This window comes from Massilia sp. LjRoot122 (assembly GCF_964252725.1).
Taxonomy (GTDB): Bacteria; Pseudomonadota; Gammaproteobacteria; order Burkholderiales; family Burkholderiaceae_D; genus Telluria.
In genome coordinates, this window is the sequence record NZ_CAXUPB020000001.1 from 1072553 (window position 1) to 1098039 (window position 25487).

Consider the following 25487-nt stretch of genomic DNA (forward strand, 5'->3'; position numbering starts at 1 on the left):
GCTACTTTTTGTTTGTGGCCGGCACGCGGCGGTTTAGCTTAAGTGATTGAAATAAAAGGAAATAGCCTTCAAAACGCGCATGATTGGCCGATTGTAAAGTTTTTTCTCATCCTGTATATTGCCTAGAATTCTGACCTATCCTCACGGACCAGCCATGACCCAGATCTCGACGACCGACAACCCGAACTGGTGGAAAGAAGCCATCATCTACCAGGTCTATCCGCGCAGCTACCTCGACACCAATGGCGATGGCGTGGGCGACCTGGCGGGCATCACCGAGAAGCTCGACTACATCGCGAGCCTGGGCGTGGACATCGTCTGGCTGTCGCCCTTCTTCAAGTCGCCGATGAAGGACTTCGGCTACGACATCGCCGACTACTGCGACGTCGACCCGCTGTTCGGCACCCTGGACGACTTCGACAAGCTGATCGCCAAGGCGCACAGCCTGGGCCTGAAGATCATGATCGACCAGGTGATGTCGCACACCGCCGACACCCATCCCTGGTTCGCCGAAAGCCGCAAGAGCCGCGACAACCCGAAATCGGACTGGTACGTATGGGCCGACCCGCTCCCGGACGGCTGCCCGCCCAACAACTGGCTGTCGGTGTTCGGCGGCTCGGCCTGGCAGTGGGATACCCGCCGCAAGCAGTACTACATGCACAACTTCCTGGTCAGCCAGCCGCAGCTGAACTTCCACAACCCGGAAGTGCAGCAGGCCCACCTCGATGCCCAGCGCTTCTGGCTCGAGCGCGGCGTGGACGGCGTGCGCATGGACGCCTGCGTGTTCCACTTCCACGACCGCCAGTTGCGCAGCAACCCGCCGGCGCTGGTGCGCGACACCTCGACCGTGACGGACGTGAACCCCTACGGCATGCAGGCCCACCTCTACGACAAGACCCAGCCGGAGAACATCGCCTTCCTGCAGCGCGTGCGCGCCCAGCTGAACGAGTTCGGCGCGGTCTCGATCGGCGAAGTTAGCTCCGATGACGCGCTGGCGCAGATGGCCGAGTACACCGAGGGCGGCGACAAGCTGCACATGGCCTACAGCTTCAACCTGCTCACGCCGCAGTTCACGGCAGCCCACATCCGCAAGCAGGTCGAGGATTTCAAGGAGCGCGTGAAGGATGGCTGGGCCTCCTGGTCGGTCGGCAACCACGACGCCATCCGGGTGGTCACCCGCTGGGGCGGCGCGGAAGGACAAAGCGCGACCCCGGCCTTGGCCAAGCTGGTGCTGGCCATGCAGCTCTCGCTCAAGGGCACCCCTTGCCTGTACCAGGGCGACGAGCTGGCCCTGAGCGAGGCGGATGTGCCTTACGAGCTGCTGCAGGACCCCTACGGCATCACCTTCTGGCCCGAGTTCAAGGGCCGCGACGGCTGCCGCACCCCGATGCCCTGGACGCCGGACGCGCCGCATGCCGGCTTCACCACCGGCACCCCGTGGCTGCCGGTGGCCGAGCCGCACCGCGCGGCCAGCGTCGCGCAGCAGGACCGCGATCCGGAGTCGATGCTGAACTTCCAGCGCCGCTTCATCGCCTGGCGCCGCAGCATGCCGCAGCTGACCCGCGGCGAGATCGCCTTCTTCGATGCGCCGGAACCGGTGCTCGCCCTGCGCCGCGACGTCGCCGGCATGGACGGCGTGCTGGCCGCCTTCAACCTCTCGAATAGGGAGGTCAGCTTCGACTGGCCGGAAAGCGCAAGGGCGCAAGGGCTGGACGCGCACGGCCTGCCGGGCCAGGCAGTTGCCGGCAAGCTCACGCTCCCGCCTTACGGCGCCTGGTTCGGCAGCATCCCGGGCGGCGCACAATAATGGGCAGCGCGGGGGAGCTCGGCAAGTTCGCGGAGAAGTCCGCCCGCAGCGCCTTCGCCGACGGACCGCGCCTGCTGGCCGACATCGGCGCCACCCACGCGCGCTTCGCCCTGCAGACCGCGCCCGGCGTGTTCAGCGCCGTGCGCGTGCTCAAGTGCGAGGATTTCGAGGGCATCGTCCCGCTGCTGCGCCACTACCTGCAAGACCATAGCGGCATCAGGCTGCACCACGCGGCCCTGGCCGTGGCCAACCCGATCAGCGGCGACTTCGTCCGCATGACCAACCGCGACTGGCAGTTCTCGACCGACGCGGTGCGGCGCGAGCTGGGCTTGAGCACCCTCCTGATCGTCAACGATTTCACCGCGCTGGCGATGGCCATCCCCGGCTTCGCTCCGGCCGACCTGATGCAGGTGGGGCAGGGCGCGCCGGCGCCGAACGCCGTGGTCGGCGTGCTGGGGCCGGGCACGGGCCTGGGCGTGTCGGGCGTGATCCCGACCGCCGACGGTGTCGTCACCCTCGGCAGTGAAGGGGGGCACGTCAACTTCGCTCCGGCCGACGAGCGCGAATTCGCCATCCTGCAGACCGCGTGGAGGGAATGGCAGCACGTCTCGAACGAGCGCCTGATCTCCGGTCCGGGCATGGAAATCATCCACCGCGCGCTGGCCGAGCGCAACGGCGTCGCTGCGCCAGCGCGCAAGGCGGCCGACATCATCGCCTGCGCGCTGGACCAGCAGGACCCGCTGTGCCTGGAAACCCTGGAATGCTTCTGCGGCATGCTGGGCGGCGCCGCCGCCAACCTGGCGGTGACGCTGGGCGCTTTTGGCGGCATCTTCATCGGCGGCGGCATCGTGCCGCGCATGGGCGAATGGTTCGCGAGCTCGCCCTTCCGCGCGCGCTTCGAGGCCAAGGGCCGCTTTTCGACCTACCTGGCCGACATCCCGACCTACGTCATCACCGCGCCCAACCCGGCCTTGCGCGGGGTAGCGAGCATCCTTGCCGAGCACCTGCGCGGCCGCAGCGGCGCCAACACCCTGATGGAGCGGGTCCAGCAGCTGCGCCACACCCTGAGCCCGGCCGAGCAGCGGGTGGCGGCGCTGGTGCTGGAGCAGCCGCGCCTGGTGCTGAACGAGCCGATCGCCGAGATCGCGCGCCTGGCCGACGTCAGCCAGCCGACTGTGATCCGTTTCTGCCGCTCGCTCGGCTTCCAGGGCCTGGCCGATTTCAAGCTGAAGTTCGCGAGCAGCCTGACCGGCTCGATCCCGGTGCGCCACAGCCAGGTGCGTTTCAGCGACAGCACCCACGACCTGTCGGCCAAGGTGATCGACAACACGGTGTCGGCGATCCTGCGCTTCCGCGACCAGCTCGACGTGCGCGCGCTCGACCGCGCCATCGAACTGGTGAGCCGGGCGCGCCGCGTCGAGTTCTTCGCGATGGGGAACTCGCGTGCGGTGGCGCTGGACGGGCAGCACAAGTTCTTCCGCTTCCGCATCCCGACCTCGCTGTATGGCGATTCGCACCTGTTCCGCCTCGCGGCCGAACTGCTGCAGCCGGGCGACGTCGTGATCGCGGTATCGAATTCGGGCAGCATCGCCGAATTGCTTGAAGCGGTGGACATCGCCCGCGCCGCCGGCGCCGACGTGATCGCCATCAGCAACAGCCAGTCGCCGTTGGCGCGCAAGGCCACGGTCTGCCTGGCGGTGGACCATGCGGAAGACAGCACCAGCTTCCTGTCGATGATCTCGCGCATCCTGCAACTGCTGCTGATCGACATCCTTGCGGTGGGGATCTCGGTGGATGGCCAGCACGGCGAAGCGCAGGACATCGAACAGCGCCGGCTGCTAATCTCGCATCTGGACAGCTGAGCCGGCGGCATGACGAGCAACAGCCCGGCTTCGCCCGACCTGCACGCCCATTACGCCGCCATGTGGGAGCGCGCTCATGGCGCGATCGGCGCCGGCGACGTCGACCGCGACGAGCGACTGGCCGCCGGACCCGATACGCGCCGCGGCCTGACCCTCATCGCGCGTCCCGGCGCGGCGCTGGCGGCGCGCTTCGATACGCTGCTCGACCGGCTGGCCGCCGCCGAACCGGATCAGTACCGCCATCCCCCGGCCGACATGCACCTCACCGTCCTGTCCCTGTTCACCGCCACGGAAGATCCGGCCGCCCAGCTGGCCCGGTTGGAGGAGTACCGCGCAGCCGTGCATGCGGCGCTGGACGGCATGGCGGCCTTCGAGATCGACTTCGACGGCATCGCGCTGTCGCGCGGCGCGGTGCTGGCGCGCGGTATTCCCCGCGGCCCGGCGCTGGAAGGCTTGCGTGAACGCCTGCGCGGCGAATTGCTGGCGCGCGGCCTGGCCGGCACGCTCGACCAGCGTTACCGCCTGGTGACCGCCCATGCGACCCTGTTCCGCTTTGCCGCACCCTTGCGGCAGCCGTCGCGCTTCGCGGCGCTGCTGGCCGAACTGCGCGACGCGCCGCTCGGCAGCATGCGGGTGGACCAGCTCGAGCTGGTGATCAACGACTGGTATATGTCGAGCGCGCAGCTGGAGCGGGTAGAGGTATTGCGCCTGCCGGAGCCTAGTCCGCGCTCTTGAGTTCGACCCGTTGGATTTTGCGGCGCCATTCCTGCAGCGACAGCAGGGTATCGGTCTCGGCTTCTTCCACCAGGATCTCGTCCCCCTGCTGGGAGACGAGGAAGCTTTCGCGGCGGCGGACGTCGGCCGCGCGGTTTTCGACAAAGCTCAGCTGGTAGTACTTCTTGCCGTTGATCTCGCGCGGCACCGGATCGTCCTCGATCACCGCACCGTGGGCCTTGCCCTTCGAGCGCTTCTCGATCTGCTCGGACCAGGCCTTCAGTTCCGGCACGGCGAGCAGGGTCGTCATGGCCTGCTCCCTGGTGCGCAGCGGCGCTTCCTTGACGGTCACGGCCGCGGGCGCCGGCTTCGCTTCCTCGCGCTCGGCGCGCTTGCAGCCGGTGGCCGCCAGGGCCAGGACCAGGGCAGCGGCCAGCAGGGACAGGGAAGGACGGATTGCAGCGCGAATCGACATGGTTGCCTCACAGGGGTGAGCGGGCAGTCTACACCCTGTATGTTCGAGCAGCAACACTCAGTGGCAAGCGTCAGCGGCCCAGGGCAGCATCGGCCCGCAAGTTGCGCGCGAGGTAGCGCGCCAGCTCGGCGCTCGGGGCCGGCGGCGGCGGGGCGCCCAGGTAACGGTGCAGCATCCGCAGCAGCAGGTGCATCTGCGCCTTGCGCGCCAGCGGGTTGCGGGCGTTGTGGCCTTCGTCGGGATCGACCAGCAGGCTGACCGGCTTGCCCAGTTCCTGCAGGCGCGCGACGTAGTCGGCGACCGCCTCCACCTCGACCAGTTCGTCCTTGCCGCCGGCGATCACCAGCAGCGGTGCGCGCACCTGCGCGGCCAGGCGCACGGGGGCGGCGCGCGATATCGGCTGCATCTGCGCCGGATCGTCCGGGTCGATGCCCACTTCCGCCAGCACCCGGCGCAGCGGCCGCTCGCCCGGCTTGGCCGGTGCCGCTGCCAGGCCCCGCATGTTGCGGGCGAAGTCGGTGGGCGGCTGGCCCGCCAGTCCGAAGCGGAACATGTCCGGCGTATGGCTCAGCGCGAGCAGGGTGGCATAGCCGCCGAAGGACGAGCCCGCGATGCCTAGCCGCCGTGGATCGCCGACGCCCTGGGCCAGCAGCCAGCGCACGCCGTCGATGATGTCGGCCTGCACGCGGCCGTTGCCGTAGTCGGCGCCCGGCGCCCGCGTATAGCGTTCGCCGTAGCCGGTCGAGCCGCGGAAGTTCGGTTCGAAGACCGCGACGCCGCGGTTGGCCAGCAGCTGGGCGCCGCCGCTGTAGCCGCCGGTCACGTGACCCCAGGGCCCGCCGTGGACGATGGTGACCAGGGGCAGGGAGCGCGCCGGCAGTCCGGGCGGCAGGGTCAGGTAGCCGTGCACCATCATGCCGTCCGAGGCCGGGTAGCGCAGGGCGATGCGCTGCGCCAGGTGGCGCTCGGGCGGGAAGGCGGCGCGGGCCCGCACATCGTCGAGCACGGGACGGAAGCTATCCCCCTTCAGGTCGAGGAGCCAGAAGCGCGCCTGCGCCATGCGCGCGCCGCGCTCGGCCAGCAGGCAGGCGCTAGGGGCGCAGGATTCGACGACCACGCCGCCTTCCGGGAAGCGGCGCGCGATGGCGGCAGCGATGCGCCGGCCAGCGGCGTCGATTCCGTACAGGCGCGGCGCCGGCAACTGGTAGGCGGCCAGCATCGGCTGCCCGTCCATCGGGTTCAGCGTCACGCCGACCAGGTCCGCCAGCTTGTCCGGATCGGTATGGACCACGCGGCCCGCTCCCTTGGTGAGCGGCACCTCGACCAGCGCTTCGCGGTCATCGGCGTGCAGGGTGCGCAGGAACAGCCGGCTGCCGTCCGCCGACAGCGCCAGCGGGACGCAGGTGCGCAGCGGCCGGCAGCGCGCGGCTTCGATCCAGTCCTTGCCGCGCCGCTGCAGGATCCGCTGCGTGAAATCGCGGTCCTGGCGGCGCAGGATGGCGGGCGTGCCGTCCGGCTTGAACAGGGGGGCGGCGACGCTGCCCGGTCCTTCGTACAGGATGCTGCGGGCGCCGTCGGCGCCGATGCGCACCAGGCGCGTGCTGCCCCTGGCCGTGTCGTTCTCCTCGAGGAGGGCATGGCGCGGCATGCTGGGGTCGACGCCGGCGAAGCGCTGCTGTCCTTCCTTGTCGAGCATGGCGATGCGGCCGCCGGCGCCGTCGCGCACGCCGATCGCCGCCACCGCGTCCTGCTGGGCGACGAACAGCACGGCGCCGTCGCGCGACCAATGCACCCGGTCCTGCGGGTCGAGCGTGGCCAGGGGCCGGGCCGGTCCGCCGGCCAGCGGCGTGACGTGGAGCTCGGCCTTGCCGTCCACTTCCTCGACCCAGGCCAGGTGGGCGCCGTCGGGCGCGAGGCGCACCTCGCGCAGGCGCGCCGGGCGCTCGAACAGCTCGGGATTCAGCAGCGGCGCGCGCGGCAGTGCGGCATTGCGCGCCAGCTCGGCGGACAGGGGCGCGGCCTGAGCGGAGGAGATGGCCAGCAGGGCGCCGAGGCACAGGCGTGCGCCGGCCCGCGCCAGTGCGGCGCAGTCAGGGTATCGCATGATCGGTCCTTTCAGGCGGCAGCCGGCATGGCTTGCACGGCGTGTACGGCTTTGGTGGAGGCGGCGGGAATGACGCGCGGCGCCAGCACCCACAGGGTGGCGACGGCGGGCGGTCCCAGCACCAGTGCGGCCGCGCTCCAGGCCAGGCGGTGGCGCAGCGGATGCCGGCGCAGGCGCCACGCAGCCAAGGTGGCGGACAGCAAGGCTGCAATGAGCGCCGCCGCGACGACACCCTGCGGGCGCACCTGGGCCGGCGCGCCCGGCGCGTCCCCGATCAGGCCCTTGTCGAGCAGGCGTTCGGGCAGGTCGAGCACGGCGTGAGACAGCGGCGACAGCCACCAGTCCTTGTGTTCGAACAGCAGCGGGAAATCGTGGCCGACGGCACGCGAGGCGACCGTCTGCGCACGCCCCGCGGCGTCGACGAACACGAGCTGCTGGCGCGAGCCGGCCTCGCCGTCGACCATGCGCCGGCCGAAATTGAAGGACAGCAGGGTGCCGTCGAGCAGGCGTGCGACGTCGACCCGGGCCAGGTCGCCGAAGGGACCGGGTAGCGGAACGCTGTAGAGCTCTTCCAGCGGCGCTTGCGGATCGCCAGGGCGGCGGTAGGCGATCAGGCGTTGGTTGCTCAGCACGAAGGGTTGGCGGCCGACTTCCTGCACGCCGCCGCTCAGGGTCTCGGGTGCGCGCACCTGGACGATAGTGAGCGCGCGGCCGCCGTCCGCATCGAGCTGCAGCAGCCGCTGCCGGGTCATGAAGAATTTCCCCACCATGACCGGCACCGAGTCGAAGCTGCGCAAGTCCTTCATCCCGCCCAGCCCGAACCAGCCGCGCGGCGCATCGGTATGCATGTCGCGTCCCTCGTACAGCATGCGGTCGTGCTTGAAGGTCCATATGATGTTGCGAGGTCCATTGCTCCATTGCGTGGGCTCGAGGTTGGCGATGGCGCCGCGCACCGGATGCGCGCGGCCCTCGGGCTGGACCTTGCCGACCTCGAGCAGCGCCAGCTGGCGGCGCCAGTGCGCGGCGCGCGGGTCGTTCGACGCCGCGAGCGCGCGCTGCAGGTTGTTGCTGCCGTGCGTGCGCACCAGTTCGACGTAGCCGCCGGCGGGCGGCACCATGCCGTTGAGCGGACTCGTGCCGACCAGCATCTGGCCGAACTGGAAGCCGATCGAGCCGCCCCACAGCAGCAGGCAGTAGAAGCCCAGCACCAAGGGGATGCCGGCCGCGAGCTGTCCGCCCGACGTGGCGGGAGCTGCCACGCGGTCCGGCTTGAAGGCGGTGTAGGCCAGCGCCGCCATCATCGCCAGGCCGGCCAGCGCCGGCGCCAGCAGCGCGGCGCCGGACGCCAGGTGGCAGACCAGCAGCACGGGCACGAACAGCACCACGAAGGCGCTGCGCCGGCCGCACAGCATCAGGTAGGTGCCGCCCAGCCAGGCGGTGAGGCTGGCCAGCAGCAGGTGCAGCGGAATCAGGTAGTGACGGGTGTCGACGGTGCGCCCGGTGAAGTGGTCGTTGCCGGCCACGGCCAGCAGGGCCGGCAGGCCGATGACGAAGACCAGCAGCGCCGTTGACGCCAGCGACAGCGCGCCGAAGATGCGGCCGCGCGGCAGCGGACGGTGCATCAGCCACAGCCAGCGGCTGGGCTGGCGGACGCTGTTGAACTGGACGGCGGCGAAGGCCAGTCCGGCGACGGCGCTGATCACCAGGAACAGGGCCTGGGGCTGCCAGCGCTGCTGCAGCGGTTCGATGAGGCGTGACGCCAGTTGCAGGAGCACCAGGTGCACGGCGGCGGCGACCAGGGCGAGGGTGCGGAAACGCCGGCACTCGCTGAGGAAAAGTTCTTTCATCTGTCGGGTCTTTCAGGCTGCGGCGGAAAGCGTGGGGACGCCGGCATGGCCGCGCGCCAGGAAACCGTTGACGGCGCGGTCGAGACTGACCGGCATCTGCTGTGCGGTGCGTGCACCCATCAGGCGCAGGCGGTGGCCGAAATCGATGCCGCCGTCGAACACCACCAGGTGGGTCAGGCCGTCGATCACGCGCATCTCGAGCACGCCCGGGAGGTGGGCAGCTTCGGGTTGGCGGAAGGGGAAGTCGGCGATCCACAAGCTGACCCGCTCGCAGAAATCGCCGGGCGGCGACATGTGGCGCAGCAGGCCGCGCTCGAGGATCACGAGGTTGTCGGCGACGCGCTCGATCTCTTCCATCTGGTGCGAGCAGTAGACGATGGTGGCGCCGTCGTCCAGGCTGGTCTGCAGCAGGGCGTCGAGGAAGGCGCGCTTGGCCACCACGTCCAGGCCGAGCGTGGGTTCGTCGAGGATCAGCAGTTCCGGCCCCTGCGCCAGCGCGAGGGCCAGGCTGACGCCGGCGCGCTCGCCCCGCGACAGTTCGGCGACCCGCTGGCGGTCGCCGACGTTGAAGTTGGCCAGCACCTGGCGGTAGCGCGCGTCGTTCCATAGCGGGTAGAGGCGGCGCTGCATGTTGGCCAGCTCCTCGACCCGCATCCAGCCCGGCAGGGTGTGCTCTTCATTGACGAAGCCGATGCGCGAGCGCAGCTGCGGGGTTAGTAGGCGGCTGTCGCAGCCCAGCACGGAGGCGGAGCCGCTGTCGGCGCAGGCGAAGCCGAGCAGCACGCGGAACAGCGTGGATTTGCCGGCGCCGTTGGCGCCGACGATGGCATGCACGCCGCCGCGCGGCAGCTGCAGACTCAGGTGGTCGAGGGCTTGCTTGCCCTTGTAGGACAGGCACAGCTGGTCGGTCGAGATGACGAAGTCGTTCATGGTGGTCCTTATGCGCGCTTGCGCGGCAGGCAGGCGGCCAGCTCGCCGGCAACACGGTCCAGCACTTCGTCGCTGGAATAACCCAGGCCGATGACGTCGCCGGTGAAGCGGTCGACCGCCTCGCCCAGGCGCCGTTCGCGCTCGGCGTCCGACAGCAGCTGGCGCGGCGGCAGTACGAACAGGCCGAGGCCCGCGCGCGACTCCACCCAGCCCTCGGCGGCCAGTTCGCCATAGGCCTTGGCCACGGTGTTGGGATTGATCGACAGCTGCTGGGCCAGGCCGCGCACGCTGGGCAGGGCGGCGCCCACCGGCAGCTCGCCGCTGGCGATCAGGCGGCGCACGCCGTCGACGATCTGGCGGTTGATCGGGCGGGTGTCGCCGGTGGCGATGTTGAGCATCAAGGGTGTTCGGCGACTCATGTGATCTCCATGCTGTACTAGTACGGTTAGTACAGTAACATCGCGTCAAGACCTCGTCAATGCGCAATGCATGGGAGGGGCAGGTGGTGCCCGTCAGGACAGGCGCGTGCCGGCCTCGGGTAAGACGATGGACGTGCGCAGGAAATCGAACATGGCCTTCATCCGCCCGAGGTAGCGGGTATCGGGATGGGCCAGTACCCACAGGCCGATGTCCAGCTCGGGCAGTGGAGCGCCGATCATCTCCGCATGCGGATGCCCGCGCATGACCGCCAGCGGCACCACGCCGACGCCCAGGCCGTTCACCACGGCGCCCGCGACCGCCAGCAGGTTGCCGACCTTGTAGCGTGGCGTCACCGCCGGCAGGGCAGTGCGGCGCCACAGCTGCGAGGGATGCTCCGCCAGGCTGTCGTCCAGGGCGATCCAGTCCATCTCCGCGACCTGGCGGTCCGCCGGCTGCGCGGCCAGGAAATCCCTGCCGGCCCACAGCGCCGAGCGCATGGTGCCGAGGCGGATGCCCACTAAATGCTCGGGCGGCGCATTGGTGACCCGGATGGCGATATCGGCCTCGCGCTGCCCCAGGTTGGCAAGCGCATTCGAGGTTACCAGTTCGAGCGCGATGCGCGGATAGGCGGCGCTGAAGCGCGGCAGCACCGGCAGCAGCACGGTGTGGAACAGGGTCTCGGTGAGCGTGATGCGCAGCAGGCCGGAAGGCTCGGCGTCCTGGTTGAAGGCGGTCTCGCGCGCTTCCTCGAGCTGTTGTTCGATGCGCTCCGCATGCGCGGCGAGGGCGCGCCCGAGCGTGGTAGCGGCATACCCATGGCGCCCGCGGTCGAACAGCAGTTCGCCGATGTCCTTTTCGATGCGCCGGATCGCGCGAAACACCGTGGAGGCATCCACCTGCAGCCGTTCGGCAGCCCGTGCCAGGGTGCGGCCGCGGTGTAGGGCCAGGATGATTTCCAGGTCGGGCAGTCCCAGCTTCGCTTGCATTTTTGCAGGGGGTGCTTTCATGGCTGCTTATTTTAATGGGGGCCCTGCATGGCTAGAGTGAACGCACCTCCAACCACTTCGCAAAGGCAGATCATGAACCGCTACAGCATCGCTCCCTACGCCACATTGCTGCTGCGCCTCGCGCTCGGCGCCGCCTGGCTGTCCCACGCCTTCCTGAAACTGGCGGCCTTCAGTATGCCCGCTCTTGCCGCCTTCCTCAATGCGCAAGGCATGCCCACGCCGATTGCGTGGCCGGTGGCGCTGCTGGAGCTGGCGGGCGGCGTCCTGATCATCCTCGGCATCCACGGGCGCGTGGCCTCGCTGGCATTGCTGCCCCTGCTGGCCGGCGCCCTGGTCGCGCACACGGGCAATGGCTGGACGACGATGATTCCCGGCGGCGGCTGGCTGTATCCGTCCTTCCTGATGATGGCGACGCTGCTCCACCTGAGGGCCGGGGACGGCGCCGCCGCGCTGCTTCAGGAACCCAGTTCCAGGCCCTGCGCTTCGCACCATGCGCGCAGCGCGGCAAGCGTGCGCTCCTGACGGAAGGCGTGCCAGGCTGCGAGCAGGCCGCGCTCCTGCGCCAGCTTCGCGAAGCGTTCGAAGCCGCCCGCGCCGCGCAGCATGGTTCCCACGTTCTCTTCCTCGCCGGGCAGCTGCTGCCGCACGAAATCGAGCACGACGGCCTGGCCCAGGCCGAGGCGGCTGCACCCGGGCACCGGGATGTACGTTTCTTCTTCGTGGATGTCGTCCGGCAGGGGCGTGTGGCTGCCCACCATGTCGGCCTTGACCAGCACCTCGCCGCTGGCGCGGCAGACCCAGGCCCTGCCGGCGCGCGGCGGGTCGGCCAGGATCATCGCGTTCTCGAGTTCGTCCGCATTCACGGTCGCCATGCTTGCCTCCAAAAGAAAAAAGCCTGCAAGGCGTTAACCTTACAGGCTTTTCGACAGGGCAGCGCCGGCAACGCCGGCGCCAGGCCTGGACTAATTACATCATGCCGTCCATGCCGCCCATGCCGCCCATGCCACCCATGCCGCCCATGCCGCCGGCCGGCTTGTCTTCGGTGACTTCCGACACCATGCAGTCGGTGGTCAGCATCAGGCCGGCGATCGACGCTGCGTTCTGCAGGGCCGAACGGGTGACCTTGGCCGGATCCAGCACGCCCATTTCGACCATGTCGCCGTAGGTGCCGTTGGCGGCGTTGTAGCCGTAGTTGCCGGTGCCGGCGATGACGGCTGCCACCACGACCGACGGCTCGTCGCCGGCGTTCTGGACGATCATGCGCAGCGGCTCTTCCATGGCGCGCAGGACGATCTTGATGCCTGCGTCCTGGTCAGGGTTGTCGCCCTTGATGTCGATGTTCGAACGTGCGCGCAGCAGGGCCACGCCGCCGCCCGGGACGATGCCTTCTTCCACGGCAGCGCGGGTAGCGTGCAGCGCGTCTTCCACGCGTGCCTTCTTCTCTTTCATCTCGACTTCGGTGGCTGCACCGACGCGGATCACGGCAACGCCGCCGGCCAGCTTGGCCACGCGCTCTTGCAGTTTTTCGCGGTCGTAGTCCGAGGTCGCTTCTTCGATCTGGACGCGGACCATCTTGACGCGTGCTTCGATCGCTTCAGCGGCGCCGGCGCCGTCGATGATGATGGTGTTTTCCTTGCCCACTTCGACGCGCTTGGCCTGGCCCAGTTCGTTCAGCGTGACCTTTTCCAGGGTCAGGCCGACTTCTTCGGCGATGACCTGGCCACCGGTCAGGATGGCGATGTCTTCCAGCATGGCCTTGCGGCGGTCGCCGAAGCCCGGTGCCTTGACGGCGACGGTCTTCAGGATGCCACGGATGTTGTTGACCACCAGGGTCGCCAGCGCTTCGCCTTCGATGTCTTCGGCGACGATCACCAGCGGACGGCCGGCCTTGGCGACCTGCTCCAGCACCGGCAGCAGGTCACGGATGTTCGAGATCTTCTTGTCGCACAGCAGGATGAACGGGTTCTCGTGAACGGCGACCTGCTTGTCCGGGTTGTTGATGAAGTACGGCGACAGGTAGCCGCGGTCGAACTGCATGCCTTCCACGATGTCCAGCTCGTCGTTCAGCGACTTGCCGTCTTCGACGGTGATGACGCCTTCCTTGCCGACTTTTTCCATTGCTTCAGCAATGCGCTCGCCGATCGAGGTTTCCGAGTTGGCCGAGATGGCGCCGACCTGGGCGATCTCTTTCGAGGTGGTGGTCGGCTTGGCGATCTTCTTCAGTTCTTCGACGGTGGCGGCGACGGCTTTGTCGATGCCGCGCTTCAGGTCCATCGGGTTCATGCCGGCGGCAACGAACTTCATGCCTTCGCGGACGATGGCTTGTGCCAGCACGGTCGCGGTGGTGGTGCCGTCACCGGCATTGTCGCTGGTCTTCGACGCGACTTCCTTGACCATCTGCGCGCCCATGTTCTGGAGCTTGTCCTTCAGTTCGATCTCTTTCGCGACCGAGACGCCGTCCTTGGTGACGGTCGGGGCGCCGAACGAGCGCTCCAGCACGACGTTGCGGCCTTTCGGGCCCAGGGTGACCTTGACTGCGTTGGCGAGGATGTTGACGCCTTCAACCATCTTGGCGCGCGCTGCGTCGCCGAAAATTACTTCTTTAGCTGCCATGTCTTGTTTCTCCGAATGGTTTCGAGGGTATTGAGGGAGGATGCGAGATTACAGGGCCACGACGGCCATGATGTCTTCTTCGCGCATGACCAGCAGTTCCTGGCCATCGACCTTGACGGCCTGGCCCGAGTACTTGCCGAACAGGACGCGGTCGCCGACCTTCACTTCCAGCGGACGGACCTGGCCGTTTTCCTGCACCTTGCCGTTACCGACGGCGAGGATCTCACCCTGGTCCGGCTTCTCGGCGGCTGCATCGGGAATGATCAGGCCGGATGCAGTTTTGGTTTCCTGGTCGAGACGCTTCACGATTACGCGATCGTGCAGAGGACGAAGGTTCATGCAAAACTCCTTATTTTTCAGTGGTTTGACTTGCGATTCAGTGCCGCCGCCAGGTGGCGTCGGCTTCGAAAGAGTTGTTAGCACTCTCTACTAACGAGTGCTAATTATAGGGATCATAACATCCCATTTCAAGACGCTGTGTGTGTGCTCGCACTGACTTTTTTGACGAGGACCAATGTAATGGAGGGCTGAGCAGGGTTTTGATGTGGTCTCGCCGACAACAGCCGGGCAGGGTACACTGGATGGCAAGGCCGTGACGCGCGCTTGCGATTCGGTTGACGGAAAAACCATCTCAGTCCTATAGTGTCGAATGATTTCCGAATTCCAAGACCTCTCCGACAAAATCGACCGGCTCGCCCAGCTGACCCAGTCGCTGCGTGCCGAGAACTACCTGCTGCGCCAGGCCAACAGCCTGCTGAGCGCCGAGAACCTCGCGTTCAAGGAGCGCCTGAACGAGGCCCAGCGCCGCGTCGAGGCGCTGCTCGAGCAGTTCCCGGCGCCGGAGGAACCCGAGGCGCCTGAAGCCGACGGCGAAGCCAGCGAGGCCACCCAATGATCCATCTCGATTGCACCATCATGGGCCAGCCTTACCGCCTGGCCTGCCGCGAAGGCGAGGAGCGCACCCTGCGCGAAGCGGTCAGCTACCTGGACGGCAAGATGTGCGCGCTGCGCGACTCGGGCAAGGTCAAGGGCACCGACCGCATCGCGGTCATGGCGGCGCTCAGCGTGGCAGCGGAATTCCTGTCGGTGAAATCGCCCCAGGGCCCGTTGTCCGACATGTCGATCCTCGAAGTCAAGCAGAAGCTGGAAGCGATGCACACCGTCCTCGACAAGGCGCTGGCGCCGCAGGAAAACCTGTCCTGAGCTCGCGATTCGGTTGACATGCTCGGCCAACAGAGTAAACTGCGCTCTACCCTGCGGTGTTCGAGATTTGTCATATATTCCTTGAACCATTCTTTCGCATAGGTTGTGGGACATGCTTGGTGGGCGCGAGCGTCACTAGTCTGACGAACCCGAAATTGAGCTGACTGCGACCACCTTGAGCCTTTTGGTTCGGGATGCCGGCAATAACGACACAGGCGGGGCTACACACACGAGCGGTTGCGCACTTAAGGTACGCAGCCGCTTTTTTTTTGCGCGATGTTGATGGAGATGCGATGCGCTATTGGTTGATGAAATCCGAACCGGACGAAGTCAGTTTCGACGACGTGCTGGCGGCGCCCGCGAAGACCGTGTCCTGGTTCGGGGTGCGCAACTACCAGGCGCGCAACTTCATGCGCGACGCCATGTCGGTCGGCGACGGCATCCTGTTCTACCACTCCAGCTGCGCCGTGCCCGGCGTGGCCGGCATCGCCGAAGTGGCCAGCGGCGCGTATCCGGACGCCACCCAGTTCGATCCATCTTCCCCTTACCACGACCCCAAGGCAAAGCAGGAAGAACCGCGCTGGATCTCGGTCGACGTGCGCGCGCTGGACGCAGGGCGCTACCTGCCGCTGGCCGAACTGCGCGCCACGCCGGGACTGGAAGACATGGTGCTGCTGCAGAAGGGCAGCCGGCTGTCGGTGTCGCCGGTGACGCAGGCGGAGTGGAACACCATCGTCGCCCTGGTGCGCGAAGGGAAGCGCTGATGGACATCGGCCTGATCCTGGCGCTGCTCGCCATGGGCGCCTTCGGCGGTTTCGCGGCCGGACTGCTCGGCATCGGCGGCGGCATGATCCTGGTGCCCTTCATCACGATGATCTTCACGGCGCGCGGCATCGCACCGGAGCTGACCATCCACATGGCGATCGCGACCTCGCTTGCGACCATCCTGTTTACCTCCCTGTCCTCGGTGCGCGCCCACCACCAGCACGGCGCGGTGCTGTGGCCCGTGGTGAAGCTGCTGGCGCCGGGCATCCTGGTCGGTTCCTGGATCGGGCCCTGGATCGGCAAGCAGATGGATTCTTCGGTACTGGCGGCCTTCTTCGGCGTCTTCGTCGCCTTCTCGGCCACCCAGATGCTGATCGGGAAGAAGCCGGCGGCCGCGCGCGCGCTGCCGGGGACGGCGGGCATGTTCGCCACCGGCGGCTTCATCGGCACGCTCTCGGGCATCGTCGGCGCCGGCGGCGGCTTCGTGTCGGTGCCCTTCATGACCTGGTGCGGGGTGCGCATCCACAATGCGGTCGCCACCAGCGCGGCGCTGGGCTTCCCGATCGCGCTGTCCGGCACGCTCTCGAACATCTGGTTCGGCTGGGGCGAGCCCGGCCTGCCGGAGTACGCGCTCGGCTTCATCTACCTGCCGGCGCTGGCCATCATCGTGCTGGCCAGCGTGACGATGGCGCCGGTCGGCGCGCGCACCGCGCACCGGATGCCGGTGCGCCGGCTGCAGCAGGTGTTCGCGGTGATCCTGTACGCGCTGGCGGCCTACATGTTCTGGAAGGCCTTCAACTAGGCCGTACATACAGGTTGACGCGAGGGCCTCGCTTCGTTACTGTCATATGCATATATCATGACAGCCGACACCCTCCGCTTCCTTCACCCCAGTTCCCCCACGGACCAGGGCGCGATGTCGCGTGTTGCCGCCTGCTTCCTGCTGTTCGCCTTCTTCTGGATCGTGGCGGCGGCCGCCTTCTCGGGCTTCGCCGGCAAGTGGGGACTGCGCGACGGCGATCCGCGCTTCGGCGTCGCGGCCATGCTCGACATGGAGGCGCACAAGCCCTTCGTCTACCGCCAGCTGCTGCCGGACCTGGCGCGCCGCCTCGACGCCGTCGCCCCCGATCGCCTCAAGGAGCGCGTGGCCGCGCGCTTCCGGCCGGACGCAGTCTTCGCCAAGAGCCGGCCGGGCAGCACGCACGACGCGCGCTTCCGCTATGCGGTCGTGTACTACCTCAGCTTCCTCGCGCTGCTGGGCAGCCTGTTCGTGCTGCGCCGGATCCTGTTGCACTTCAATGTCTCGCCGCTGGCCGCGGTACTGGCGCCGACCGCCTTCGCATTGAGTTTCCCCTATCTGCAGACGGTGGGCGGCTACTTCTACGATACGGTCGAACTGCTGTTCGCCAGCCTGGCCTTCCTGCTGGCCCTGCGCGCCAGGCTGATTGCGCTGGCGGCCCTGGTGCTGGTGGCGACCCTGAACAAGGAGACTTTCTTCTTCGTGCTGCCGGCCCTGTATCCGCTGCTGCGCCGCCGGCTGTCGCGCCGCAGGGCCTGGCTGGCGGTGGGCATGCTGGTGCTGCTCGCCGGCCTGATGAACCTGGCGCTGAAGGCGGCCTACCTCGAAGCCTTCGGCGGCGCGCTGGAATTCCACCTGCCGGCCAACGTCGCGGCCTATTTGTCCGGCAATCCCTACTTCCGCCTCGAGACCACCTATGGCCTGGTGGGGCCGTCGCGCGCTTTCGTCGGCACCCTGGGGGTGCTGGGGATCGTGCTGTGGCGCGCCTGGCCGCTGGCGCCGCGCGTGCTGCGCCGCCACCTGGCGATCTGCGCGCTGGTCAACCTGCCGCTGTTCCTGGCCTTCTGCGCCACCGGCGAACTGCGCAACCTGAGCATGACCTTTACCGGCCTGGTGCTGCTGGTGGCCTTCCTGATCGACCGCGAAGCCAGCCTGCGCGGCGGCCTGCGCGTGGTGGCCCCCGCCATCGGCGAGGGTGTAACGCTGGCCTCGCGTCAGGCCTGAAGCCGGCGCAGGCGCGCACGGTCCAGCGGCAGCTCGCGCACGCGCAGGCCGCAGGCATCCGCCACCGCATTCGCCAGCGCCGCCGCGGCCGGTCCCTGCGCCGCTTCGCCGGTGCCGAGGAAAGGCTGGCCCGGCCGGTCCAGCAGGTGGACGGCGAGGCGCTCCGGCACCCCGTTGAAACGCAGGATCGGATAGCCGGCCCAGTCCTGGCTCAGCACCCGGCCGGCATCGAAGCGCACCCCTTCCAGCAGGGTCCAGCTGGCCGACTGGACGATGCCGCCCTCGATCTGGTTGCGCACGCCGTCCGGGTTGACCACTTCGCCGCAGTCCACCGCCGCATCGCCGCGCACGATGCGTACGAAGCCGGTCTCCAGCGCCACCTCGACTTCCAGCGCCACCGCGCAATAGGCCGCCGAGTTTTTATAGCGGGCGAAGGCGAAGCCGCGGCCGCGCCGGGGCGTCTTCTTGTAGGCGTCCCAGCCGAACTTCGCCGCCGCCAGTTTCACCACCTCGATGGCGCGTGGATCCGCCAGGTGGCGCAGGCGGAAGGCCACCGGGTCGGTGTTCGCGGCGCGCGCCAGCTCGTCCATGAAGCTTTCGATCGCGAACACGTTGCAGTAGGCGCCGAGCGAGCGCAGCGCCGAGGTGCGGAAGGGCCCGGCCGGCTGGAAATGGTGGGTCACGCGCGCGTTCGGCAGCACGTAATAGGGAATGGCATTGCGGTCGCCGCCGCCTTCGGGTTGCGGGATCGGCTTCGGTGCGGGCGGGGCGAACGGGCGCGCCAGCAGGGTGGCGGCCAGCAGGTTGCCGGCCTTGCCGGGGCGGGTGGCGTGGGCCTGGCTCCAGACCTCGTAGTGCCAGTCGACGATGCGGCCGGCCGCGTCCAAGCTGGCCTGGACGTCCGCCACCATCGCCGGGCCGAAGGGTTCCCAGGCGTGTTCGTCCTCGCGCATCCACTGCACCCGCACCGGCAGGTCGGGGAAGGCGCGCGCCAGCAGCACCGCGTCTGCCGCGACGTCGTCGGCGCCGTTGTGGCCGTAGCAACCGGACCCCTCGGCATGGATGCAGCGCAGCGCTTCCTCCGGCGCGCCCAGCAGCTCGGCCAGCGCCGCGCGCAGCGGATACACGCCCTGCGAATGCGTCCACACCGTGTAGCGGCCGCCTTCCAGCAGGGCGATCGCGCACGAGGGGCCGATCGAGGCGTGCAGCTGGTAGGGGCGGGTGTAACTCGCGCGCAGGCTGCGGCCCGCCGTTCCCGGCACGCCGCGTGCCAGCACCTGCTGCGGGGACGAGGGCAGGCTGCGCACCTGGGCAGCGACGTCGCGGCCGGCCGGCAGGGTCGCCGGGACTTCCCAGCGCGCCGCCTGCGCCAGGGCCTTCGCCGCCTTCACCGCGCGGTATTCCTCGTCCGCGATCACGGCCAGGAAGCGGCCGTCCTGCACCACTTCCAGCACGCCGGGCAGGCGCGCCACCGCCGCCTTGTCGACGCCGAGCAGGCGCGCGCCGGGCGAGGGCGGGCGCACCACGCGGCCATGCATCATGGCGGGCAGGCGGATGTCCTGCAGGTAGGCCAGCTGCCCTTTCAGTTTGCCGGGGATGTCGACCCGCGGCAGCGTGACGCCGATATGGCGCCGCGCGTTCGGCATGCGCGGCGGCAGGGCGTCGGTCGCGCGCAGGTGCTGCTCGCTGCCCGCCACCAGTTCGCTGAAGCTCACGCGGCGCCCGTCCGGCGCCCGGAACACGCTGTTGTCCTGGGCCAGCGCCGCCGCCGGCACCTGCAGGCGCTCGGCGGCCTTCTGGTGCAGCAGGGCGCGCACCTGGGCCGCCGCGTGGCGGATGGCGGTGGCGCTGTCCTGCATCGAGTGGCTGCCGGCGGTATAGCCTTCATCGGGCGTACGCTCGGTGTCGGCGGTGATCAGGATCAGGCGCCCGGGATCGATCTGCAGTTCGTGCGCGGCGACCTGCAGCAGCGCGGTCTTGATGCCCTGGCCCAGCTCCACCTTGCCGGTAAAAACCGTGACCCGGTTGTCGGCGCCGACCCGGATCCAGGCGTCGAGCCAGGGCTCGTCCGCCAGGCTGCCGGGCAGCGCACCGGGCGCTGCGCGCAAGGGCAGCGCAAACGACAGGGTCAGGGCGCCGCCGCTTGCCAGGAAGCGGCGCCGGCCGGGGTGCTGGAGATCCTGGTCCATCAGTAGTTCCGGATCGGCTGGGCCGCCAGCACGTCGGCGGCGCGGCGCACCGCGCGCAGGATGCGCAGGTGGGTGCCGCAGCGGCACAGGTTCGGCTGCATCCAGCTGCGGATCTGGGCGTCGGTGGGCGAGGCCACCTGCTCGAACAGGGCGGTGGCGCGCATGATCATGCCGGCGATGCAGTAGCCGCACTGGGCCGCCTGCTCGTCGATGAAGGCCTGCTGCAGCACCGAGCTCGGTACCCAGCGCGTGCCGCCCGATTCCACCGTGCGCACCGCGCGGCTGCCCACCATCGACACCGGCAGCAGGCAGGACATCACCGGCTCCTTGTCGAGCATGACGGTGCAGGAGCCGCACTGGCCCAGGCCGCAGCCGAACTTGGCGCCGTTGAGTTTCAGGTCGTTGCGCAGCACGTAGAGCAGCGGGGTGTCGGCGTCGACGTCGACGGTCTGCGGCTTGCCGTTGACCTGCAGGGTGTATTTGCTCATGGTTGCTTCGCTTTCTTCACTGCTTCGTTCAGCTCCGGCCAGGGCTCGGCCCCCGCGCCATAGCGCCGCAGGTAGGCCGCCAGCGCCGTGAGCTGTTCATCGCCCAGCAGCGTGGCGAAGCCCGGCATCCAGCGTCCGGCTTCGCCCTCGCGCGGCACGATGCCCTGGCGGATGATGTGGACCAGGCTGCGCGGGTCGGGGTCGTACAGGGCCACCGCCTTCTGCAAGTGCAGCGCGGCGCCGGAGCTCACGCCGCGCCCGGCGTCGTGGCAGCTGGCGCAGGCCATCGCATAGGTCTCGTAGCCGAGGCGCATGCGCGCCAGGTCGGGGTCATCGTCGGCAGGTGCGGGCAGGGGGCCGTCGCGGCGGGCAGGCGTGACGCGCTCCGGCGCCTGTTTCAGGAAGCCGTGGATATAGGTGGCGATGGCGGCGACCTCGCCCTCGTCGGCCTGTCCGAGCTGGACCACCACGTCCTGCATGGGGCCGCCGGCCACGGCGTGGCCGGGCGCGATGCCGGTGCGCAGGTAGTGCGTGAGGTGCTCGCGCGTCCACGGCAGCGGCGAGGGGGATGTCGCGTTGAGCGCCGGCGCATACCAGTCCTCGGCATCGCCGCCGTCGAGCTGGCGTTCAAGATCGGGCCCGCCGAGCGCGGTGCGCGGGGTGTGGCATGCGGTGCAATGCGCGAGCGTGTTGGCGATATAGGCGCCGCGGTTCCAGTCGGCCGGCTGTTGCGGGTCGGTCTTCCAGGGCGTTTCGTCGAGGTAGAGCAGGTTCCAGAACGCCACCAGCGGCCGGAAACCGAAGGGGAAACGCATCCGGTTCGCGCGCGCCGGCGCCGCGAGGGCCGGACGCGTCATGAAGTAGGCGTACAGGGCGCGCATGTCGTCCTGCGCCAGCTTGGTGTAGTGGTTGTAGGGGAAGGCCGGATAGAGCAGGCGGCCGTCGCGCGAGACGCCCTGGCGCATGGACCGGTCGAAGGCCTCCAGGCTCCAGCCGCCGATGCCGGTGCCCGCATGGGGCGTGATATTGGTGCTGTAGACGGTGCCGAAGGGCGTTTTCAAGGCCAGGCCGCCGGCGAAGGGTTTGATTGGGTCGACCGTGTGGCAGGAGGCGCACATGCCCAGCGTCGCCAGCCTGGCGCCACGCTGCACCTGGGCCTGGTCGAAGCGGACCGGCGCCGCCTGCGAGTCGAGCGCAGGGCGCCAGGTGATGAAGAAGGCGGCGAGCGCCAGCACGGCGAACACCGCCAGTGCCACCCACCATCCAGCTCGGCCCCTTGTTTTCCTTGTTTGCATGTCGCCCGGAGAATAACATGGGCGAATCGACAACACGACGCTTGCGCGTGACCAGCGCACGGAGGTGGTATGCTGGCGCCATGACTACCGATTCCGACATCGAGCTGTCCGGCCCCTTCCAGGCCAAGGACGGCAACGGCCGTACCCTCGACGTCAAGGCGATCCGCATCTTCGACGAGGGCTACGGGATCATCGACGTGTACGTGGACTTCAAGGACAGGCTGGAGCCCGGCGCGTTCAGGGACACGGTGCTGGTGCGCCAGCTCGTCGACCGCCTGCGCGCGCTCGGCTACAAGGGCCCGGACTTCGGGCACAGCGACCCCGGCCTGCAGGAGAGCAAACTGATCGTGCTCGAGGCGCCCGAGGAATTCACCGCCTTCGCCAAGAGCCGCGGCTGGAAAAACCTGGCCGAAGACTTCGAATAGTCAGGCGGTCGCCGGACGCCCGTTCGGCTGGCGGTAAGCCCAGGCCAGCATGACGAGGGCGCCGACGATCATCGGCAGCGACAGCACCTGGCCCGAGGTGATCGGCATCCCGAGCACGGTGGTTTCCCAGTCCGGCACGCGGAAGTATTCGGTGGTGAAGCGCGCGCAGCCGTACAGCAGGGTGAACATGGCGCCGACCGCCAGGCGCGGACGCTGCTTGCGCGCGTAAGGCCACAGGATCAGGAATACGACGATCCCGTCGAGCAGCATCTGGTACAGCGGCGAGGGATGGCGCGGGCCTTCGACGCCCGGCCACAGCATGGCCCAGGGCAAGCTGGGGTCGGCGATGCGCCCCGGCAGTTCGGCGTTGATGAAGTTGCCCAGGCGGCCGGCCGCATAGCCGAGCGGCACCATCGGTGCGATGAAGTCGTAGACATCGAGCAGATTGCGTTTGCTCTTGCGCGCCCACAGGGCCATGGCGATCAGCACGCCCAGGAAGCCGCCGTGGAAGGACATGCCGCCGCGCCAGACCATGAAGATCTCGAGCGGGTGTTCGAAGAAATAGGCCGGCTGGTAGAACAGCACTTCGCCCAGGCGGCCGCCCAGCACCACGCCGAGCATGCCGTAGAACAGCATGTCGTCCAGGTCCTCGGCCTTCCAGCCCTGGGCGGCGATGTGCGGCTGGCGGATGCGCACGCGGCCCAGGATCAGGAACAGGGCGAAGGCCACCACGTACATCAGGCCATACCAGTGGATCTGCACCGGTCCGATGGCAAAGGCGATGGGATCCGGCTGCGGATGAATCAGCATAATGGGTTCAATCTTTCTCGAGTAGTTCCAGGAAGCCCCTGAGCACGGGCGAGTCATGGTCGCGGCGCCAGGCCAGGCCGGTTTCGGCCAGCGGCGTCGGATCGAGCAGGGCACGGTATTCCACCCCCGCGCGCATCAGGTTCGACACGGATTGTGGCACAAGTGCCAATCCCATGCCGCCGGAAACCAGGCTGACGATGGTCTGCATCTGCAGCGCTTCCTGGCCGATGACCGGGGTGATGCCGGCCGCGCGGAAGCATGACAGGATGGCGTCGTGCAGGGCCGGTGCCGCCGTGCGCGGGAAGATCACCAGCGGCAGCGGCGGCAGGTCGCGCAGGCGCACCGGTCCCCCGCCGCGCAGCACATCCAGCCCGGCGGGCGCGCACAGGATCAGCGGTTCTTCCAGCACTTTCATGTAGGCGAGGGCCGCATCGGTGTGGCTTGGCAGCGGCGGGATCACGAAACCGGCGTCGATGCGGCCGCTCAGCAGTTCCTCGGCCTGCACGTCGGAGGTCGCTTCGCGCAGCACCAGTCCGACGTCCGGGAAGGCGGCGCGGTAGCGCTGCAGGATCGCGGGCAGCACGCTGTAGTCGGCGGTGGAGACGAAGGCCAGCGTCAGGCGGCCCGCTTCGCCGGCGGCGACCCGGCGCACCAGGGCGGGCAGGGCGCCGGCGTCTTCCAGGATGCGGCGCGCTTCCGGCAGCAGGGCGCTGCCGGCGGCGGTGAGCGCCACCTGGCGGCGGTTACGCAGGAACAGCGGGGCGCCGAGCAACTCTTCCAGCCCGGCGATGCTTTGCGACAGCGGCGGCTGCGTCATGTGCAGGCGCTCGGCGGCGCGGCCGAAGTGCAATTCTTCGGCGACCGTCACGAAATGGCGGAGCTGGCGGAGTTCGAGGTTCATTGATACGCGTGGTGTATGGGTTGGGCCCGGTGATATGTGGAACATATCACACAACACGCGGCGTATTGGCGGGGATCAGGTCTTGCGACGCTTGCCGAAGGTTTGCCTGACGCGCGCTTCGCGGTGGATGTCGAGGACCTTGTGTTCCTTCTTCTTGTCGAGCCCGAGCGCCTTTTCGATGAATTCGAACCAGACGAAGGCGCACACCATCAGGGCGGAGATGATCCACCAGGACAGTTCGGCAAAACGCCAGACTTCGAACAGGCGCAGCACGCACAGCGCGGCAATGATAAGGATGAGCGGCATGGAAGACTCCTTCAGCATGCATATTACAAACAAAAAGGTTTCCGTGTGGAAAAATTTTGCAGTTTGTGGAAATTTGTCAACGTCCTGCCGCCTCTTGGTTACAGAGTGTATCCCTCCATGAAGCCAGCGACAAAGCACGGTAGAATGCAGTTGTCATGAACCTGGAGAAACAAATGAAACGGTCTTTGTTGTTGTGTGTGGTGATGTCGGCCTTCGCTTCCACCAGCGCGTTCGCACAAGCCGACCTGGCGAAAGCCAAGAATTGCATGGCTTGCCACGCGGTAGCGAACAAGCTCGTCGGCCCCTCCTACAAGGACGTTGCCGCCAAGTACAACGGCCAGAAGGGTGCCGAGGACAAGCTGGTACAGAAGGTCATGAAGGGCGGCGCGGGCGTCTGGGGCCCGGTCCCGATGCCGGCCAATCCACAGGTGAGCGAGGCCGAAGCCCGCAGCCTGGTGAAATGGGTGTTGACGCAGAAGTAAATCTGCCTCCGAAACAAGAAGCGCGCCTGCGTGAGCAAGGCGCGCTTTTTTTATTGCCGTTTATTTTCCGCCGATCCGGTAGATCACATCGACGCCCTGCGCCAGCCGCATCGCCTGGACCAGCGCCATGTCCGGCCTCGGCGGGGTGCGCCGGTCGCCGATATTGCGCGCGCCCGGATCGCTTGCCATGCCCATCGAATGGGACAGGTTCTTCAGCGGCCCCGGCGATACGCCGGTTGCCGGCCCCAGCCTGGCGCCCACGCCGCGCGCGATGTTTTGCGCCTTGTCCTTGGCCGAGACCAGCGCTTGCGTGAGGAGCTCGGTTTCGATCTTGTCGCGGTCGCTGCGGTTGAAGGAGACCGCGAGCGATTCGAGGTCCTTCATGACCAGCAGGGCGCGCAGCATCGGCGTCCACTGGCCCAGGTCGCGCACGGTCACGTGCAGCGCGACCCGGGTCTCCATCGGCACCGGCTGGCCTTCGGGCAGGACCTCGACCTTGCGCGGACGGCGCACGATATCCTGCACGGAGATGTCCTCCGTCGCCACGCCATGCTGGGCGAACAGCGCGCGGCTGGCATCGAGCCTCTCGTTGACGAGCTTCCAGGCGGCATCGGCATCGGGTTCGAGCGACACGATGTCGATGTCGATTTCACCGATGTCGGGCATCACGTGGAATTCGGCGGCGCCGCTCACGTGGATGAAGGGGTGCTTGGGCAGGTCGGCCGCCATGCCGGGAAGGGCGGCGGCGGCCAGCAGCAGGGCGGCGGCGAATCGTTTCAGCATGCGGGGCACTCCGGGAGATTGAGGAATGCCCCGACAAT

27 protein-coding genes and 1 other RNA gene are annotated in these 25487 nt (G+C 68.2%); 12 read left to right on the forward strand and 16 right to left on the reverse strand.

From position 1 onward, the window contains the following. Positions 1-154: 154 nt before the first annotated feature. Genes ACSQ25_RS04595 through ACSQ25_RS04605 form a run of 3 tightly spaced genes read left to right on the forward strand, consistent with a single transcriptional unit; the run spans position 155 to position 4404 of the window. Positions 155-1807: an alpha-amylase family glycosyl hydrolase gene (locus ACSQ25_RS04595; protein WP_436104532.1), complete on the forward strand. Its 1653-nt coding sequence runs from the start codon at positions 155-157 to the stop codon at positions 1805-1807. Further along, entirely contained in the window at positions 1807-3669 is a 1863-nt protein-coding gene (locus ACSQ25_RS04600) for a glucokinase (RefSeq protein WP_436104533.1), read from the forward strand. The genes ACSQ25_RS04595 and ACSQ25_RS04600 overlap by 1 nt, the downstream gene beginning before the upstream one ends. Positions 3670-3678: 9 nt before the next feature. Beyond that, entirely contained in the window at positions 3679-4404 is a 726-nt protein-coding gene (locus ACSQ25_RS04605) for a 2'-5' RNA ligase family protein (RefSeq protein ID WP_436104534.1), read from the forward strand. Here the strand turns inward: ACSQ25_RS04605 and ACSQ25_RS04610 are convergent. The 6 genes from ACSQ25_RS04610 to ACSQ25_RS04635 form a co-directional block, all read right to left on the reverse strand. Then, positions 4388-4858, reverse strand: coding sequence for a hypothetical protein (locus ACSQ25_RS04610; protein ID WP_436104535.1), 471 nt, complete (start codon positions 4856-4858; stop codon positions 4388-4390). The two genes, ACSQ25_RS04605 and ACSQ25_RS04610, sit on opposite strands and share 17 nt — an antisense overlap. A gap of 70 nt (positions 4859-4928) precedes the next feature. Further along, positions 4929-6962, reverse strand: coding sequence for a S9 family peptidase (locus tag ACSQ25_RS04615; protein WP_436104536.1), 2034 nt, complete (start codon positions 6960-6962; stop codon positions 4929-4931). Between the two features lie 11 nt (positions 6963-6973). Then, on the reverse strand, positions 6974-8809 hold the full coding sequence (locus tag ACSQ25_RS04620) for a hypothetical protein (protein ID WP_436104537.1): 1836 nt from the start codon (positions 8807-8809) through the stop codon (positions 6974-6976). Positions 8810-8821: 12 nt separating this feature from the next. Beyond that, entirely contained in the window at positions 8822-9739 is a 918-nt protein-coding gene (locus ACSQ25_RS04625; RefSeq protein WP_436104538.1) for an ABC transporter ATP-binding protein, read from the reverse strand. An 8-nt stretch (positions 9740-9747) separates the two neighbouring features. After that, positions 9748-10158 (reverse strand): GntR family transcriptional regulator, encoded by a 411-nt coding sequence (locus tag ACSQ25_RS04630; protein ID WP_436104539.1) that lies wholly within the window; start codon positions 10156-10158, stop codon positions 9748-9750. 93 nt (positions 10159-10251) lie between these two features. Further along, a complete protein-coding gene (locus ACSQ25_RS04635) occupies positions 10252-11166 on the reverse strand; it encodes a LysR substrate-binding domain-containing protein (RefSeq protein ID WP_436104540.1) in 915 nt (304 codons plus the stop codon). Positions 11167-11238: 72 nt separating this feature from the next. Here ACSQ25_RS04635 and ACSQ25_RS04640 point away from each other — a divergent pair, with 72 nt between their 5' ends. Then, positions 11239-11688 (forward strand): DoxX family membrane protein, encoded by a 450-nt coding sequence (locus ACSQ25_RS04640; protein ID WP_436104541.1) that lies wholly within the window; start codon positions 11239-11241, stop codon positions 11686-11688. Here the strand turns inward: ACSQ25_RS04640 and ACSQ25_RS04645 are convergent. From ACSQ25_RS04645 to groES, 3 genes are all read right to left on the reverse strand, one after another. Beyond that, on the reverse strand, positions 11622-12038 hold the full coding sequence (locus ACSQ25_RS04645) for a hypothetical protein (protein ID WP_436104542.1): 417 nt from the start codon (positions 12036-12038) through the stop codon (positions 11622-11624). The genes ACSQ25_RS04640 and ACSQ25_RS04645 overlap by 67 nt on opposite strands. A gap of 94 nt (positions 12039-12132) precedes the next feature. Then, on the reverse strand, positions 12133-13779 hold the full coding sequence (groL, locus tag ACSQ25_RS04650; RefSeq protein WP_436104543.1) for a chaperonin GroEL: 1647 nt from the start codon (positions 13777-13779) through the stop codon (positions 12133-12135). Between the two features lie 48 nt (positions 13780-13827). After that, positions 13828-14118 carry a co-chaperone GroES gene (groES, locus tag ACSQ25_RS04655; protein WP_281910124.1) on the reverse strand — a complete coding sequence of 97 codons (291 nt, stop codon included), beginning with the start codon at positions 14116-14118 and terminating at the stop codon, positions 13828-13830. A gap of 310 nt (positions 14119-14428) precedes the next feature. Here groES and ACSQ25_RS04660 point away from each other — a divergent pair, with 310 nt between their 5' ends. From ACSQ25_RS04660 to ACSQ25_RS04685, 6 genes are all read left to right on the forward strand, one after another. Continuing rightward, on the forward strand, positions 14429-14674 hold the full coding sequence (locus tag ACSQ25_RS04660; RefSeq protein WP_436104544.1) for a hypothetical protein: 246 nt from the start codon (positions 14429-14431) through the stop codon (positions 14672-14674). Further along, positions 14671-14982, forward strand: coding sequence for a cell division protein ZapA (locus ACSQ25_RS04665; RefSeq protein ID WP_436104545.1), 312 nt, complete (start codon positions 14671-14673; stop codon positions 14980-14982). The genes ACSQ25_RS04660 and ACSQ25_RS04665 overlap by 4 nt, the downstream gene beginning before the upstream one ends. 45 nt (positions 14983-15027) lie before the next feature. Then, a non-coding RNA gene (gene ssrS, locus ACSQ25_RS04670) (6S RNA) lies at positions 15028-15208 on the forward strand. Positions 15209-15275: 67 nt separating this feature from the next. Next, positions 15276-15746: an EVE domain-containing protein gene (locus ACSQ25_RS04675; RefSeq protein WP_436104546.1), complete on the forward strand. Its 471-nt coding sequence runs from the start codon at positions 15276-15278 to the stop codon at positions 15744-15746. Continuing rightward, a complete protein-coding gene (locus ACSQ25_RS04680) occupies positions 15746-16549 on the forward strand; it encodes a sulfite exporter TauE/SafE family protein (protein WP_436104547.1) in 804 nt (267 codons plus the stop codon). Before ACSQ25_RS04675 ends, ACSQ25_RS04680 begins: the two co-directional genes overlap by 1 nt. Positions 16550-16606: 57 nt before the next feature. After that, positions 16607-17770 (forward strand): hypothetical protein, encoded by a 1164-nt coding sequence (locus ACSQ25_RS04685; protein ID WP_436104548.1) that lies wholly within the window; start codon positions 16607-16609, stop codon positions 17768-17770. Here the strand turns inward: ACSQ25_RS04685 and ACSQ25_RS04690 are convergent. From ACSQ25_RS04690 to ACSQ25_RS04700, 3 genes are read right to left on the reverse strand one after another with little or no spacing between them, the layout of a single operon-like run. Next, the gene (locus ACSQ25_RS04690) at positions 17761-19959 is read right to left on the reverse strand and encodes a molybdopterin cofactor-binding domain-containing protein (protein ID WP_436104549.1); all 2199 of its coding nucleotides are present in this window, start codon (positions 19957-19959) and stop codon (positions 17761-17763) included. The genes ACSQ25_RS04685 and ACSQ25_RS04690 overlap by 10 nt on opposite strands. Continuing rightward, the gene (locus ACSQ25_RS04695; RefSeq protein ID WP_436104550.1) at positions 19959-20447 is read right to left on the reverse strand and encodes a (2Fe-2S)-binding protein; all 489 of its coding nucleotides are present in this window, start codon (positions 20445-20447) and stop codon (positions 19959-19961) included. The genes ACSQ25_RS04690 and ACSQ25_RS04695 overlap by 1 nt, the downstream gene beginning before the upstream one ends. Continuing rightward, positions 20444-21703, reverse strand: coding sequence for a c-type cytochrome (locus ACSQ25_RS04700; RefSeq protein WP_436104551.1), 1260 nt, complete (start codon positions 21701-21703; stop codon positions 20444-20446). Before ACSQ25_RS04700 ends, ACSQ25_RS04695 begins: the two co-directional genes overlap by 4 nt. A gap of 119 nt (positions 21704-21822) precedes the next feature. Between ACSQ25_RS04700 and ACSQ25_RS04705 the strand changes: the two genes are divergently transcribed. Then, complete coding sequence (locus tag ACSQ25_RS04705) at positions 21823-22167, forward strand: hypothetical protein (RefSeq protein WP_436104552.1); 345 nt, start codon at positions 21823-21825, stop codon at positions 22165-22167. Here the strand turns inward: ACSQ25_RS04705 and lgt are convergent, their stop codons facing one another. The 3 genes from lgt to ACSQ25_RS04720 form a co-directional block, all read right to left on the reverse strand. Then, on the reverse strand, positions 22168-22977 hold the full coding sequence (lgt, locus tag ACSQ25_RS04710) for a prolipoprotein diacylglyceryl transferase (protein ID WP_436104553.1): 810 nt from the start codon (positions 22975-22977) through the stop codon (positions 22168-22170). It lies immediately after the preceding gene. A 7-nt stretch (positions 22978-22984) separates the two neighbouring features. Next, a complete protein-coding gene (locus ACSQ25_RS04715; RefSeq protein WP_436104554.1) occupies positions 22985-23878 on the reverse strand; it encodes a LysR family transcriptional regulator in 894 nt (297 codons plus the stop codon). 75 nt (positions 23879-23953) lie between these two features. Then, positions 23954-24184 (reverse strand): TIGR04438 family Trp-rich protein, encoded by a 231-nt coding sequence (locus ACSQ25_RS04720; protein WP_436104555.1) that lies wholly within the window; start codon positions 24182-24184, stop codon positions 23954-23956. Positions 24185-24357: 173 nt separating this feature from the next. Between ACSQ25_RS04720 and ACSQ25_RS04725 the strand changes: the two genes are divergently transcribed. Beyond that, positions 24358-24666 carry a c-type cytochrome gene (locus ACSQ25_RS04725; protein ID WP_436104556.1) on the forward strand — a complete coding sequence of 103 codons (309 nt, stop codon included), beginning with the start codon at positions 24358-24360 and terminating at the stop codon, positions 24664-24666. Positions 24667-24726: 60 nt separating this feature from the next. On the opposite strand, the gene ACSQ25_RS04730 is transcribed toward ACSQ25_RS04725, so the two are convergent. Beyond that, positions 24727-25449, reverse strand: a complete 723-nt coding sequence (locus ACSQ25_RS04730; protein WP_436104557.1) for an SIMPL domain-containing protein — start codon at positions 25447-25449, stop codon at positions 24727-24729. Between the last annotated feature and the right edge of the window lie 38 nt (positions 25450-25487).